Raw genomic sequence first — 15,188 nt, forward strand, 5'->3', positions numbered from 1 at the left:
CCTGAGGTGGTTAATTGCGCCGCAAAACGGTAGATTCCGTTTGCATTTTGGGTGGCTTCCTTTTATTGTTGCTTAGTCTGTAAAGGACAGGCCAACTTAGCTCAGTCGGTAGAGCAGCTCCCTCGTAAAGAGCAGGTCACGGGTTCGATTCCCGTAGTTGGCTCCATAAACTCCAAACCGGTATTTTGTTTTGGCGCTGGATGTAACTTCTTTGCTTTAAGGCTTAGCTAGTTTGCGGGACCCGTTCTCCATTGAAAATCATAGAATGTAGCTTTCAGACGAAGTAAAAGTTGACCTTTTTCTCAGCTGCGGCATATCGTTCAAGGAGCTCTGGTGTGTCTTGAGACGGAGCAAAATCTAGTGGGCCGCCGTATCCGAAGCTATAGAGCTTTCCGATCTCTTTTCTGATCTTTACTGCCTGCCAAAAGGAGGCAGTTTTCATCCGGTCAGCCAAGTCAAAAAAGACCTCGGCTAGTTCAGGTTTATTCAGCGATTATCGGTCGGGATTACTTTCTTAATGTTGTTTGGCAGCTCAGAGAGTTTCCCGTTGTCACCAATGACTACGTACAGTTTTCGGAAAGAGACTTTGCTCTCGCCAAGGTCCCCGGAAACCCTAAAGTTCCCCTTGAAATCCCAAGAATCGTATCTCCAGTTTGCCTCAGTGATAGTTAAACTGTCGGGAATTAGCGTATTTTTAGTGCTAATGACCCCAGGAATCTTGTCTTCTGCCAGTTCCTTCTTGATCTGGTCAGTCAACAGTTCTTCTAGCTGATTTTCTAGCTGTTCAGTGGCCTTATAGGACATTTCCGGTTCCCAAGTGAACTCTTGGCCAAGCTTACTCCAATTGAACTTTTGAGTTTCCGGAACGTAAATTAGTCCATTCTGGGCAGCTAAAGCTAATTGATAGGTGTTAGGCAGGGCCCAATAGGTCTTTCGGATGGTTCGCAAAAGTGAGATCTCCGGGTCTTTTCCAACGGGCAGATCGAAGCTTTGCTCCCCACTCTTGACAGACATGGTCAAAGAGGTGGGAACTCGGTAGGGGAGTTTAAGAGCAAGATTATTAAACCCTTTAATATCTAACACTTTCCAGCCTTGGGGAGTGCCTACGAAAACGTACTCAAGACTCAATTGTGGGGCCGGGTCATTTGCAGTAGTGAAGTAGGCTTTTTGGGTAAATGCTGGAATTCCCGCATATTTTCCACTGTAGTTGTAGATTTGGAGCTCACCGGGGTGCGCGGGATCGAACTTAGATAAATCTTTATCAAAGTTCAAAGGCTCAAAGTATTTGACGGTATTTGGATCGTTCGCTAGCAGTTGGGCTTTTTCAGGTTCCAGCAAGTACTGTTCCTGAAGCGTTTTAAAGTCCCCCTTGGATACTAGTTCGTTAACATTATTAAAAGTCTGTTCCAGCTCAGATTCAGGTAAGTCAAGTGCTTCCTGGCTCAATAGCTCCTTCCGGACCGGATCGGTACTGGTAGAGAAAACTTCCTCGGCGGCTCGCCTAGATGCAGCAACCTGCTCATTGGCATAGTGGGTGGCAAACCCGAACATCCCGACTACTAAGACAAAGAAAGTCAGCATGACCAGGAACCCGGGGTCTTTGTACAGTCGACGGATTTTCATCGGGTACCACCTCCGCTGCCGCCACCAAAGGAGGCGCTACCGCCGCCGGAGAAACCGCCGCCGGAGCTGCCGCTGCCACCATAGGAATAACTACCGCCGGAATAAGAATCATAGGTTGAGTAGTAAGAGGAATCTCCAGAGAGAATACTGGACCAGTCAGTTGTGTAGATTAGCTTTTCCGCGTCCACTCCAATATCGGCTAAGCCCATGGGGACCAGAGGCCTTAACTGCTCTAGGACTCGGTCAGCGCAACCGAAGGCGGTAGCATAGGTCAAATAGGTTTTCCACAAGCCCACTTCGGAAATCTCACGTTCATCCACCAGGGTGAAAGATTCAAGATAGTTTTTGAAACCTACCAGGTTTGCGTATTCTTTAGCGCCAGCACTAGAAAGAATTCGCAGTTTCTCATGAAGGCCAGAGACACTGATCTTACTTGAGAGATTCCGGTCTTGTGTCCGATTACGGCCTTCTTTTTCCGTATCTTTAATAATGTAGCCCCAGCGTTTCTTATGGTTCTTAACGAACTTTTTGAGTTCGGACTTCTCAAGTATCTTGTTTTCCCCAGCAGCATCAATCAAATAGCCATAAACCTTAGCCTCAGCTTTGGTCATTCCTGAGATCTTTTTTGGGTCAAACCTAAGCGCTAGATCACTACCAAGATTATTTTCTAAACCTGGTGGTACCACGAAGACAGTCTTTGCCAGCGTCCATTTCATCAGGTAGAAGGAAACAAAATTTTCCCGAACTAAAGCGTTGAACTTCTCATCATCAGCTATCTCAGTCAACTCCCACAAGAGTGGTAGATCAAGTTCGGGAACTCGACTGGAAACATGCTTCTTCCTAGCCGACTTGCTGATCAGCGTACCTTCATCTTTGATGGGTTCTAGTCGCAACTTGTGCGCACTCTTGGAAATAAACATTTTCCCGTTGCCAGTATTACTGACAAGTGAGTAGCCTACGAAGAGGACTCCGGCAGCACCTACGAAGTAGAGCCAGTATTCACCAATGAAAGCGAAAAACTGCTGATACCAGCGGGGCTTACCCTGGAAATTAACGTCACGCTTTTCAAAATTTAGCTTCTCCAACTCATCAAAAGTGACATCTAGGTTAGTTGCCGTACTGAATGTGTTGGCCGGTATCTTCCCCAGGAGCACCAGGTAGCTACTTTGGTAAAGAGCGTCCTCAGACCGAACAAATATCTGGCTATTGACATAGTCGACATCCGGATGGTTACCGAAAACATGAATACGACTGACGTTCGTCGGCGTAAAGCGAGGGGACTTGATCGTAAGCTGGTAACCCTGAGGACTGGGCGAGAGTTTATCGTTAATGAACTTCCAGCTGATTGCTTGGGAATCCTTAAGATTAAGGACAAAGTTAGTTACCGTGTAATGCAATACGTAGGTGTGTTTACCGGGGTCGCCTAGCCCCCAGGCGAGGTCGACTGAACCGTTCCGATAGTTAACCTTGCCGAACTTACCGGCCTTTTCGCCTCGCGTTGCCTTGATATTCCACTCTGGTTGTTCCTGATAGCGGACGCCGCCCTCTTCAACCCAGAAGTCCTCAATTTTCATTTTTTCGTGCAGGCGACCGATATTCTTATAGAACTCAGTATGTTCGTCACCAATATGGGTGCGGCGTTCGGTGAAATGCGCAGAGCCATCCGCAGTGATTTCTACCGTAATATCGACATCTAGTAGGTTATCGACGGCGTGCGCAGGGGCCGGGATCGTAAAAAAAGGTAGGCATAGAAGCAGTACTGCCAAAAGCTTTATCTGGTATCTGCCTCGCATCCTTGCCTCCTCGGTTATGGGCTGTAGGAACATTATAGGTATGAATGCCCTGAGATTTCGCGATCTTTCAGGCATTGACGACCCCTATTGGGAACAGGGCAGATTGATAACGCGGGCAAAAAGTTACTTGCATAAATTGATTCACAAGTTTTAAACTCCAAACAAAGTGACAGACCTGTAACTCAAAGACGACCTAAAAGATAAGGGAATGGACGTGAAACAGCAGGGTAGTAACGGAGCAAGAAAAACCAGGTCCCGGAGGGTGGGGGTATGGTTATGTATGGTTTCGTTACTCGCACTTTCCGCCTGCAGTTGGGGCACTGGGGCAGCTGGTCAAAAAATAGCTTCTTTCGAAAAAGTAAATCTAAACCAAGTTAAATACGTAGTTGAAGCCGGCACAGACGCCAGCGATCAACGACAAAAACGAGGTAGCGTCCTTATCTTTATAAATAAAGACCAATCCGTTAGCCTGCTAGAAAAAGCCGATATGTACGGGCAAACCTTTTCTTGGAATAAGGACAGCATCTTTTTTGCAGACAAAGACTATGACTATTTTTGGGATGGGGAAAAGCTAGAAAAACGTGCCGCCCCGAAAGCCAACTATATCGATGGTTTAGTCACTCTAGAGGACGGTCGCAGTAGGGTAGCAGCCTATAATGCAGGATCTAAAGACCGCTCAGACTACCGTGAAGAAATCTCCCTAGCAGATCAAAAAGCTAGCCTGCTGGGGATCACGAACCGTCCCATGGCAATAACTTCCGCCTGCGGAAACGCAGCATACGGTATCAGCCTGAATCGAGGACCAGAAGGTAACGCCTACTTAGCCCTTAACCAACTGTTGCAAAACCAAAAACCGGACCCCAAAGTGGTGGCAAAATCTTCCCTAGCGGGGGAGGAAACGTTGTTGTATTCGCCCTCGTCCCCATGCATAAACGGGCAGATCGCTTTTCTGTCGGTCCAGGATTTTCCTGATGACCAGAATAGTCAGTCAGCTTCACGGATCCCTAGCGTTGAAGCCCCGATAGTTAAGTCTGAACGTCCCTTAGAGGACTACCAGCAGGAACAATCGGATCGGAAGCACAAGTACGTCAGCACCCTAGAGTTGTGGGATACCAAGACTTTTGAGCATCGCATCATCCCTCTAACCGATCTCCAGGGGGAGCCCCTAGCGCTTGAAAGCGAAGCGGTAGCAATGGCCTACTACTCTGAGGCATCGGCAGACAGTAAAGAGCTAACTTGGCTGGCGGGAACTGGTCAGATCATGAAAACCAACCTAGAAACCGGCCGAACCACCCAGGTGGGAGAAGGAATTTCCAAATCTGAACCGGGACAGAGTCACTGGGTCGTTGCAGATTTTGGATACCGAATTATCACGGTCCTAGATCAAGACTTAGAAAACCAAAAGCTCACGCTCTACCAGTTTGATCGCAAAACCGGTGACCAGGTCCAGAAAGAAGACCTGAGCTTTGTCAGTCAGTACCTGGACGGTAACAAGACCATCGGTGGGATCAGTGTTCCGCCTACGGACTAAGACCTAATAAAGCGTTAGGACCCCAAAAAACTCAGTTGCGACCTCGGTCTAAGAAGCGGTAGGTAGCAAGCTTTACGCCATCTTGGATGACCATCCAAACTAGGTTATAAACCCAAACGAAACCAACCAGCGCCCACGGTAGTGCCGGAATCCCCAACCAAGAGGAACCGAAACCACAAAGCAGAGCGGCGAACAGCTGCGTACCTAGTAGTGCTGAAACCAGCTTCCAAGAGGGGGCCGGCTTAGAGAAGAAGGCGCCAGCCTGACGGGTCACAAACAGCATCAAGTGACCGCCCACTACCAACTGCAAGAACATTGCCGTCTGAATGTGCGGGCCATCGACTGTCACGCCCCATAGGCTCTGCCCACTGCGATCCACCATGAACACCAGCAGACCGAAAGTCTGAATAACAGCGGTCAAGCCCAGAATGGTCGAAACGGTTAATACTCGCGGCATTTCCCAACGTACCGGAGTGGGGGAGATACGCGTATTGTCGTAGGCGATCGTCATAATCGGAATATCGTCCAACAGTGCCAGTAAGATAATCATCACCGGCGTTAACGGCATGAAAGCCCCCGCAATCCCCGAAACGTGCGGGAAGCAGATAATTGCCGCAACTACGAAGAGCATCACGTCGATGGTCATCGCAATCCGGTAAATCGTATAGGACAACATTCGCTCGAAAATCTGGCGAGCCTGCTCGATCGCGGTAATCACCACGCTCAAACCAGGTGCGGTCAGGACCAAGTCCGCGGCGGCTCGGGCCGCGTCGGTAGCGCCCTCGACGGCCACACCCGCATCCGCCTGTTTCAAGGCGGGCGCATCGTTGACGCCATCGCCCGTCATGGCCACAATGTGGCCACGTGACTGCAGCGCCTTCACAATGCCGTACTTGTGCTCAGGGAAGACCCGGGCAAAACCGTCAGCCTTATCGATCCGCTCTGCCAAGTCCGCATTGATATGGTCGGGATCCACTCCCTCGAACATGTCTGCGGCAGCTTGAATCTTGGTGCCCATACCCAACTGACCGGAGATCTCAGCCGCGATCGCGGTATCGTCACCGGTAACCATCTTTACGCGCAGGCCATACTTCTTTGCGGCCGCAATGGTGGCCGCTGAATCTTCTCGCGGTGGGTCTGAGAGCGGCAAGATCCCCATGAACTGCCAGCTATCACTTTCTGACTGGCTGGTATCCGCTAGGGCGGCTGAACATGCGACCGCTAGGGTTCGGTAACCGTGACTGGCCAGCTCATGAACCTTATCGTTGATGCGCTGCTCTTCCTCTGCCGGTAGCTTGCAAAGGTCAATTACCACCTGCGGAGCACCCTTCGTGGTTAAGAAAACCTGCCCATCGGGGCCGGTAATCGTGGCCTGAGTACGCTTCGAAACCGGATCGAAGGGGACGAAGGTATTGCATGTGTAACTGTTTAGAAGCTGCTGATCGGGCACCGTGGCTAGGACCGCGTTATCGATCGGGTCATTGTTTTCTGCACGGCAAGCCAAAGCGGCCACAAGTGAGCAGTCTTTTGGTTCCGAGGCGGCGGGCACCATTACCGGGTCATCTACGCTGAGCTTGTTTTGCGTTAGCGTACCGGTTTTATCGGAGCAAAGAACGTCCACACCGGCCATTTCTTCGATGGCTTGTAGCCGGGAGACGATCGCCTTGGCCTTGGAGAGGGCCAGTGCACCCAGTGCCATGGTGATGGAAAGTACCGCGGGCATGGCTACGGGAATGGCCGCGACGGCCAGCACCAGCACGAACTTACTGAGGGAGAGGACGCTGTCGAAGGTGACTCCGGGTCCGTCAACTAGGCGGTGCAGCAAAACAATCGTTAGCAGAGTGCATAGTCCTAGGGCCACCAAGATGAGGAAGTTGCCAATCTTTAGCACTGCCTGCTGGAAGTGTGAGGTCGATTCGGCATTAGCTACCAAACTGGCAGTCTTGCCGAAGAAGGTGTTGGTGCCCGTACAGCAAACCAGCGCCACCATTTCGCCCTGTTTGGCCACCGACCCAGAGTAGGCAACGTCGCCAACCTTCTTTGAAACCGGTAGTGATTCGCCAGTTAAGGCTGCTTGATCGATTGAAATATAGTCGCCTTCAATTAGTACACAATCGGCGGGTACTACGTCGCCTAGGCGAATACGGACCACATCGCCCGGCACTAGCGAGGCTGCTTGAACCTCTTGCCATTTTCCGTCACGTAGTGCCCGGGCGGTAAGTGCGAGTCCAGCTTTAAGGGCGTCTAGGGCGTTGGCGGCTTTGTGTTCTTCCCAGAAACCAATTACGGCGTTGAAGATTAGTAGAGAAGTGATGATGATGAAGTCGTTGTAGTCCTGCGCGATTGCTGACATGATCGCAGCGATTTCGATCATCCAAGGGATCGGACCCCAGAAGTAGCGTAGGAGTTGCTTCCAGGTGCTGACTTTCTTTTCCGCGAGGGCGTTTGGGCCAGCAATCTTTAAGCGTTCAGCAGCTTCGCTGGCACTAAGTCCCTCTTTGGTGGCGTTAAGGGTTTCTAGAAGCTGTGGGATCGGGGTGGAATCAATCTTGTCACTTGCTGGTTGTGAGAATGACATATCGGGCTCCTGGTGAAAATCTTGTGGGCGACTGTTTGGCCACGAAAGGTCGGAGCATAAAAGGACCGGCCAGGACACTACCGATGGGGAAGTAGTTAGCGAATATTTAGTTAAATCGAAATACTGCCGAAATACTGAGAGGTACTTAAGGGCGATTTTGGTTGAAACTTTAAAAGCTTCATTTCGATTCTAGTAGCCTGCGCAATGCTCTGCAGGCCTGAGAGGTGAAAATAGTTGAATTCTGGTCATCTTGTAGCGAGTTTTTTAGGTTTGATGAAACTATGAAGACAAATCTAAACTATTGAGCAATAAATTATAAAAAAGTGTGCAGAAATCGTTAGATGATAAACATATAGTGCAAATGTGTAAAAACTCTCAAGCGAGGTTTTCTGCGCGATTTTTGGCTCTGAAGCTGGTTAGAGTTCTTTTTTGTAAGTGAAACCCACTTCGCCACAACAATATGGAGAATCCAATGAACCTGAACAATCGTGCAGTAATCATCGGGGCCACTCTGGTCCTAGGAAGTAGTCTGTTAGCCGGTTGCTCCTCCTCTAAGCAGGCAAGCAATGCGGAAGTCGCTGCTCCAGGTGATGCCGGTAAGGTCGTTAGCTTCGACGGTTGTGAACCCCAAACCAAGTTTCTGCCCGGCCTCGTAAATGAGACCTGTGGCGTAAACGTGATGGAAATGTTCGCCGGCCGTCTAATGGCATACGACAAGGAAGGTAAAGCATTCAACGAACTCGCTGAATCAATTACCACTGATGACAATCAGCACTGGACCATCAAGGTGAAGCCGGGTAAGAAGTTCTCTGACGGAACCCCCATCAATGCTGACAGCTTCGTGAATGCATGGAACCTAGTCGTCCGTGAACAGCAAGAACAGGCCTTCTTCTTTGAGGATATTGCAGGCTATGAACTAGGTAAAGATCTGGCCGGTCTAAAGAAGGTCGATGACTTGACCTTTACCGTTGAGCTAGCGCAGCCTGAATCTGACTGGACTCAGCGTCTAGGCTATATTGCCTACAGCCCGCTACCCGAGGTGGCCTTTAAAGATCTAGAAGCCTTCGGTGAAAAGCCGGTTTCTTCTGGCCCCTACGTGTTGACCGAATGGGAACACCGTAAGAGCATTAAGCTCAAGGTAAATGACCAGTACGACGGGCCGCGAAAGGCCAAAAATGGCGGCCTAGAAGACAAGATGTACACCTCGCCAGAAACCGCTTACAATGATCTGCTGGCCGGTAACCTAGACGTACTTTCGAATATCCCAGACTCGGCCCTAAAAACCTTTAAAGATGACCTGAATGGGCGCGGAATCAGCAAGTCGCTAGCTGGGGTAGTCTCCATTGGTATCCCCATGAACGCCCCGCACTTCCAAGGTGAAGAAGGGCGCCTGCGTCGGGCTGCTATTTCAATGGCTATTGACCGGCCGGAAGTTATTAAAGCGATCTTTAATAACACTAAGCAGCCGGCTGAAGACTTTACCTCTCCGGCAGTTGATGGCTGGAAGTCGGGACTGAAGGGCTCTGAAGTCTTGCAGTTCAACCCGGAAAAGGCAAAAGAACTTTGGGCTCAGGCAGAGGCCATCTCCAAGTTCGAGGGTCCCTTCAAATTCGCCTATAACACTGCTGGCGGACACCAAGCTTGGGTAGATGCCGTCTGCAACCAGATCAAGAACAACCTTGGAATTCCGGCCGAAGGTGATGCCTACCCAGACTTCAAGTCTGTGCAGGAAAAGATTGCAAACGGAGAGATGAAGACTGCTTTCCGTGCAAACTGGACTGCTGACTACCCGTCGCAGTACAACTTCCTAGGTCCGGTCTACGCCTCCAAGGCTGAATCAAACCGAGTTGGCTACGCCAACGAAAAATTCGATCAGCTACTAAAGGAAGGCCTAGTCGCCAAGGATGCAGCAGGATCTGCTGCCAAGTACGCCGAAGCGCAAGAGCTGCTATTGGCTGATCTGCCCGCCATTCCGCTGTGGTACGGCAGCATCAATGCCGGCTACTCGGATCAGGTTCAGAATGTCACCTACGGTTGGGATGACGTGCCGAAACTATATGACGTAGTCAAGCCCTGAAAGGGGAACTAGGCTGTCGATAAGCACCATATCTCTGGTGTGTAGATAGTTTTCAACTTTAAGTTGGGGCTAGCAGATACTAACGCAAAGTCTGCTAGCCCCAACCTTTTTCTTTTCCAGATGCTTCCGAAATAGGCCAGAAAATTCCTCTGGTCTGGCGTCGCTCCATAAAAGAAAAAAAGTAGAAACGTGCTAAAAGGCATGTTTGTATAGAAAAAGTAAAAAACTTTAACTATTCTTTACTTAATACTTTTGAGGAGCGAATCAATGAAGGAGAAAACAATGAAACTCAGAAATCGACCACTCGCCTTACTCGCCACCATGGCCATGGGGACCTCACTTCTGGCAGCTTGTTCAAGCTCAGATAAAAACAGTGCTGAAAATGGTGTCGACGCCAATGGAAAAACTTCAGGCGTAGTGAGTTACAACGGCTGCGAGCCCAGGCATCCCTTCCTTCCAGGTTTGGCCAATGAGGGCTGCGGTAACGGCGCCATGCATTTCTTTAGTGGACGCCTAGTTGGTTATGACGTAGATGGAAAGCTCTACAACGAACTAGCAGAGAGTATTACTTCTGAAGATAATAAGACCTGGACAGTCAAGCTAAAGGAAGACCTAAAGTTTTCTGACGACACCCCCATTAACTCGGACAGCTTTATTAATGCGTGGAACTACGTCGTTAGGGAGCAACAAACCCAGGCATTCTTCTTTGAAAATATTGCGGGCTACGAATTAGGTAAAGATCTGTCCGGCCTGAAGAAGGTCGATGAACGGACCTTCACCGTAGAACTTTCGCAGCCGGAATCAGATTTTCCGCTACGTCTAGGATATGTAACCTATGCGCCACTACCGGAAGCTGCCTTTAAGGACATTAAAGCCTACGGTGAAAAACCGGTAGCCTCTGGGCCTTACATGGTTAAAGAATGGGTGCACCAGCGTAATGTCACCATGGTCCCCAACCCCAAATACAAGGGGCCCCGTGAACCAATGAATGGTGGCTTAGAATACCGGATGTACACTTCGCTCGATTCTGCCTACAACGACCTAATTGCAGGGAATCTAGATGTACTTTCGGCGATCCCTGAATCGGCGCTGCCCACCTTCAAATCCGATCTGGATGGTCGTGGCGTCACTCGGCCAATGGCTGGTGTGCTGTCGATCGGTATTGACATGACCACCCCGCACTTCCAGGGTGAGGAAGGTAAGCTGCGTCGTGCGGCGATCTCAATGTCGATTAACCGTGAAGAAGTTATTAAGAATATCTTCGATGGTACCAAGCAGCCGGCCGAAGACTTTACCTCGCCCGCTATTGATGGTTGGAAGTCGGGGATCCCGGGTTCTGAAGTCTTGAAGTTTAACCCTGAAAAGGCAAAGGAACTGTGGGCCAAGGCAGAGGCTATTTCTAAGTTCGAAGGTCCCTTCAAGGTTGCCTACAATGCCGACGGTGATAACCGTGGCTGGGTGGATGCGATCTGCAACCAGGTTAAGAACAACCTCGGCGTGCCAGCAGAAGGGGAGTCCTTCCCGGATTACAAGTCCCTAGCAGGCGCAATCCACGACCTCAGCCTGAAGGGCGCCTTCCGTGCCAACTGGACTGCCGACTACCCGTCGCTCTATAACTTCCTTGGCCCGGTTTATTCCTCGAATGCGGACTCGAACCGCTTCAACTTCAAGAGCCAAGAGTTTGATGCTTTGCTGAAACAGGGGCTCAGTGAGAACGATCCAAAGGCGGCGGCTGAAAAGTATGCCAAGGCGCAAGAGATTCTATTGGCTGACCTACCTGCCATCCCGCTTTGGTACCGCAGCATCAACGCTGGATACTCAGACAAGGTTAAGAACGTAGAGTTTACCGCCGATAGTAATCCGGTACTCCACAAGGTGCTCAAACCGTAGCGTATGAGTTCCTTAGGCTAGCGGGAAGCTAGTTTAGGGCTTAAGAATACCTGGGTTGGGCCTGCGAGATTCTTCGCGGGCCCAACCCAATTTTCTTGCGTAGGGCACAAAGTGGCAGCTAAAAATAACTTCACTTTCTATACTTAGCTAGACAATTTGCCTAGTTTTTAAGTAAGTGCAAAATGAGGTTAGATTTTAGGTTAGCTAGCCATATTGCCTAACAGTTCTTGTATTCATATCTAAAAGGTTTATGTTAAAAAAGGGTGCGTGTTAATGTGTTAATGTTCTCAAAACGCCATTTTGGGAAGGTAAAGTAAAGTTTTTTAATTATTCTTTAATCTGTAAGAGGACTCGAAAGAGGTCTTACCAAATGAAGATGGAGAATCCAATGAAGCTCAATAATCGCGCACTAGCGGTATTCGCGACCGTAGCAATGGGAAGCTCTTTGTTGGCAGCCTGCTCTGACGCAGGCGAAACAAAGAGTGCCACCGGTGATGCCGGGGCTAACGCCACCAGCGCAGGCATCGTTAGCTATAACGGCTGCGAACCCCGAAATCCGTTCCTACCTGGTCTAGCTAACGAAACCTGTGTTGTAGGCGTAATGAATTACGTTAACGCTCGTCTAGTTGGCTACGACGTTGATGGCAAGATGTACAACGAACTTGCCGAAAGCGTTGAATCGACCGATAACAAGACCTGGACCATTAAGGTCAAGGCTGGTCAGAAGTTCTCTGACGGAACCCCGATTAACGCCGACAGCTTCATTAACGCTTGGAACTACATCGTCCGCGAAAACCAGACCCAGGCATTCTTCTTTGAGAATGTTGCTGGCTATGAGCCCGGCAAGGACCTAGCAGGTTTGAAGAAGGTCGACGACCAAACCTTCACCGTAGAACTAAACCAGGCAGAATCTGATTTCCCCTTGCGTCTTGGCTTCGTGGTTTACGCTCCACTACCTGAGGTTGCCTTCAAGGATATGAAAGCCTTCGGTGAAAAGCCCGTTTCCTCCGGTCCCTACGTAGTTAAAGAATGGGTACACCAGCGTTCGGTCACCATGGACGTAAACCCCAACTATGACGGTCCGCGTAAGGCAAAGAATGGCGGTCTAGAATACCGGATGTACACCTCACCGGATACCGCCTACAACGATCTACTTGGTGGAAACCTGGACGTAATCTCAACCGTCCCGGACTCTGCACTATCAACGGTTAAGACCGACCTAGAAGGACGCGACATTAGCCGTTCAATGGCCGGCGTCCTAGCCATCGGTATTGACATGACGACCCCGCACTTCCAAGGCGAGGAAGGCAAGCTGCGTCGCGCCGCGATCTCAATGGCTATCAACCGTGAAGAAGTCATCAAGAACATCTTCGACGGCACCAAGCAGCCAGCTGAAGACTTCACTTCACCGGCCGTCGACGGTTGGAAGTCCGGACTACCGGGCTCTGAGGTCTTGAAGTTCAACCCGGAAAAGGCAAAGGAACTGTGGGCCAAGGCAGAGGCAATCTCTAAGTTCGAAGGTCCCTTTAAGGTTGCCTACAACTCAGATGGCGGCAACCAGGGATGGGTGGATGCAATCTGTAACCAGGTCAAGAACAACCTTGGGGTAGCTGCAGAAGGGGAGTCCTTCCCGGACTACAAGTCCCTAGCTGGCGCAATCCACGACCTAACCCTAAAGGGTGCCTTCCGTGCCAACTGGACCGCCGACTACCCGTCGCAGTACAACTTCCTCGGCCCGGTATACGCCTCAAATGCTGACTCGAACCGCTTCAACTACAAGAACGAAAAGTTCGACGCACTGCTAAAGCAGGGCCTAGGTGAAAACGATCCGAAGGCTGCCCAAGCAAAGTACGCTGAAGCACAGCAGATCCTGCTAGATGAACTACCTGCTATCCCGCTTTGGTACCGCGCCATCACCGCCGGTTACTCCAGCAAGGTAAGTAATGTGAAGTTCACCGGCGATGGCTTCCCGGTACTTTCTCAGGTACAAAAGCCCTAGAAGGGTGAAGATCACAAATTTGGATTTCGGCTGCTCATTTGTTCTAGCAAGGTTCAAGTAGAAATCTGAAAAACCATTGATAATGGCTGGGTTTGAAAGCAATTTCGCCCAGCCATTATCAATTCTCTAGTTGTCAAAGATGCCAAAAATGTGAAGTATTCGTGATTTTCCGTAATAAAACTGTTACTACGATATTAACGATACTTTCTCAACAAACTGATTTAGCTGTGCTAGCATGCAATGGTCCGAAACGCGATCAGGGCGTTTCAATCAGGATTTATTATCAAAGGAGATGTGAATACTGTGAGCACCACGGTTGATCCCCAAACCCAGGATTTGGAGTTCGCGCACCAGCTGCGTCGAGCCAAAATTGCGGCCGCCACCGGCACCGCCCTTGACCAGATGGAAATGACTCTATTTTCACTGGCAGCAGCACTTGTCTTCGGACACGTATTCTTCGGTGATACCTCACCGGCCGTCGCCCTAATCGCCTCCTTCGGCGTCTACGGTGTAGGCTTCCTAATTCGCCCCATCGGCGGCCTTATCTTCTCTCACCTAGGTGAAACCAAGGGTCGTAAGTGGGTACTATCCACCACCGTTATGATGATGGGTGCCGCCACCTTCGGTATCGGCCTAATCCCCTCATGGCAGAGCATCGGCATCTTTGCTCCGCTACTACTAATCCTAGCCCGCTGTGTGCAGGGTGCCGCCGTTGGTGCTGAATACACCTCTGGTACTACCTACCTAACCGAAATCGCTCCGATCGGTCGTCGTGGCCGTACCGCCTCATGGGTATGGGCCGGCGCTTCCGCAGGTACCGTTCTAGGCGCATTGGTCTGGTTCGTGGTCATGTCCGTATTCACCAAGCAGCAGGTTCTAGACTGGGCATGGCGCATCCCCTTCTGGATGACCATCTTCGTTACCTTCTTCGCCATGTGGCTACGTCGTCGTCTACAGGAATCCCCGGTATTCGTCGAAAAGCAGAAGGCCTTCAAGCAGCGTGCTGAAAATGCTGCCCCGCTAGCCCTAGCATTCAAGAACTCCAAGTTGAACATGCTACGCGTCTTCGGCCTGACCTTCCCCTGCGTTGGCCACTCCTTCCTATACCAGGCATTCATGGCCGGCTACTTCGTAAACTACGTAGTCAAGGACGGCGACGGTGGCAAGATCTTCTCTTCCGCAACTTCCGTTGGTGCAGTCGTCGGTATTGGTGGCGCACTACTAGGTGGCTACCTATCTGACAAGCTAGGCCGTCGTACCGCTGGCCTAATCTACACCACTATCATGATGATCTTCCCGCCCATCGCTTTCCTACTGATCAACACCGGTCAGTTCGCAGCTGTGGTCGCAGTAATGATCTTCTGCTTCTGCTTCCCGGCAGAAGGCGCCATGGGTGTTCAGAGCCCCCAGCTACCGGAAATCTTCGGTGCACGTAACCGCTACTCGGCACAGACCGTGGCCCGTGAAATCGGCGCTATCGGTGGTGGCCTACTACCGATGATCGCTACCGCAATCATGGCCACCTTCGAAATGTGGGTTCCGGTTGCCATTATGATGGTTATCCTAATGGCTGCTGCCGTTCTAACCACCTACCTAACCCCCGAAACCAAGGATCGCGACCTCTACGAACTAGATGACGCAATGTGAGTTTCAAAGCTGATCTAGCTTGGCGCTTGCTTCAAGCTAACAGTTAAACT

At 50.4% G+C, this 15,188-nt stretch carries 8 protein-coding genes and 1 tRNA gene; 6 read left to right on the forward strand and 3 right to left on the reverse strand.

Annotation, left to right across the window (positions count from 1 at the left end; translation table 11 throughout):
- Nucleotides 1-90: 90 nt before the first annotated feature.
- Nucleotides 91-166 (forward strand) — tRNA-Thr (locus tag BSR28_RS05500).
- A gap of 320 nt (nucleotides 167-486) precedes the next feature.
- On the opposite strand, the gene BSR28_RS05505 is transcribed toward BSR28_RS05500, so the two are convergent.
- Nucleotides 487-1,623: a hypothetical protein gene (locus BSR28_RS05505; RefSeq protein WP_073713569.1), complete on the reverse strand. Its 1,137-nt coding sequence runs from the start codon at nucleotides 1,621-1,623 to the stop codon at nucleotides 487-489.
- Nucleotides 1,620-3,416, reverse strand: a complete 1,797-nt coding sequence (locus BSR28_RS05510; RefSeq protein WP_073713570.1) for a DUF2207 family protein — start codon at nucleotides 3,414-3,416, stop codon at nucleotides 1,620-1,622. Before BSR28_RS05510 ends, BSR28_RS05505 begins: the two co-directional genes overlap by 4 nt.
- Before the next feature lie 280 nt (nucleotides 3,417-3,696).
- Between BSR28_RS05510 and BSR28_RS05515 the strand changes: the two genes are divergently transcribed.
- Complete coding sequence (locus BSR28_RS05515) at nucleotides 3,697-4,947, forward strand: hypothetical protein (RefSeq protein ID WP_073713571.1); 1,251 nt, start codon at nucleotides 3,697-3,699, stop codon at nucleotides 4,945-4,947.
- Between the two features lie 31 nt (nucleotides 4,948-4,978).
- On the opposite strand, the gene BSR28_RS05520 is transcribed toward BSR28_RS05515, so the two are convergent.
- On the reverse strand, nucleotides 4,979-7,525 hold the full coding sequence (locus BSR28_RS05520) for a plasma-membrane proton-efflux P-type ATPase (protein ID WP_073713572.1): 2,547 nt from the start codon (nucleotides 7,523-7,525) through the stop codon (nucleotides 4,979-4,981).
- A gap of 472 nt (nucleotides 7,526-7,997) precedes the next feature.
- On the opposite strand from BSR28_RS05520, the gene BSR28_RS05525 reads away from it, so the two are divergent.
- From BSR28_RS05525 to BSR28_RS05540, 4 genes are all read left to right on the forward strand, one after another.
- Nucleotides 7,998-9,602 carry a peptide ABC transporter substrate-binding protein gene (locus BSR28_RS05525; RefSeq protein WP_073709363.1) on the forward strand — a complete coding sequence of 535 codons (1,605 nt, stop codon included), beginning with the start codon at nucleotides 7,998-8,000 and terminating at the stop codon, nucleotides 9,600-9,602.
- A 282-nt stretch (nucleotides 9,603-9,884) separates the two neighbouring features.
- Nucleotides 9,885-11,492 carry a peptide ABC transporter substrate-binding protein gene (locus BSR28_RS05530; protein WP_073713573.1) on the forward strand — a complete coding sequence of 536 codons (1,608 nt, stop codon included), beginning with the start codon at nucleotides 9,885-9,887 and terminating at the stop codon, nucleotides 11,490-11,492.
- Nucleotides 11,493-11,862: 370 nt separating this feature from the next.
- The gene (locus BSR28_RS05535; protein ID WP_198928932.1) at nucleotides 11,863-13,491 is read left to right on the forward strand and encodes a peptide ABC transporter substrate-binding protein; all 1,629 of its coding nucleotides are present in this window, start codon (nucleotides 11,863-11,865) and stop codon (nucleotides 13,489-13,491) included.
- A gap of 303 nt (nucleotides 13,492-13,794) precedes the next feature.
- Nucleotides 13,795-15,138 carry an MFS transporter gene (locus BSR28_RS05540; protein ID WP_073713574.1) on the forward strand — a complete coding sequence of 448 codons (1,344 nt, stop codon included), beginning with the start codon at nucleotides 13,795-13,797 and terminating at the stop codon, nucleotides 15,136-15,138.
- Nucleotides 15,139-15,188 lie beyond the last annotated feature (50 nt).

This window comes from Boudabousia liubingyangii, from assembly GCF_001907245.1.
GTDB lineage: Bacteria > Actinomycetota > Actinomycetes > Actinomycetales > Actinomycetaceae > Boudabousia > Boudabousia liubingyangii.

Coding starts and splice junctions, on each gene's coding strand:
- BSR28_RS05505 (WP_073713569.1), bottom strand. CDS start 1,623: ATGAAAATCCGTCGACTGTACAAAGACCCCGGGTTCCTGGTCATGCTG.
- BSR28_RS05510 (WP_073713570.1), bottom strand. CDS start 3,416: ATGCGAGGCAGATACCAGATAAAGCTTTTGGCAGTACTGCTTCTATGC.
- BSR28_RS05515 (WP_073713571.1), top strand. CDS start 3,697: ATGGTTTCGTTACTCGCACTTTCCGCCTGCAGTTGGGGCACTGGGGCA.
- BSR28_RS05520 (WP_073713572.1), bottom strand. CDS start 7,525: ATGTCATTCTCACAACCAGCAAGTGACAAGATTGATTCCACCCCGATC.
- BSR28_RS05525 (WP_073709363.1), top strand. CDS start 7,998: ATGAACCTGAACAATCGTGCAGTAATCATCGGGGCCACTCTGGTCCTA.
- BSR28_RS05530 (WP_073713573.1), top strand. CDS start 9,885: ATGAAACTCAGAAATCGACCACTCGCCTTACTCGCCACCATGGCCATG.
- BSR28_RS05535 (WP_198928932.1), top strand. CDS start 11,863: ATGAAGATGGAGAATCCAATGAAGCTCAATAATCGCGCACTAGCGGTA.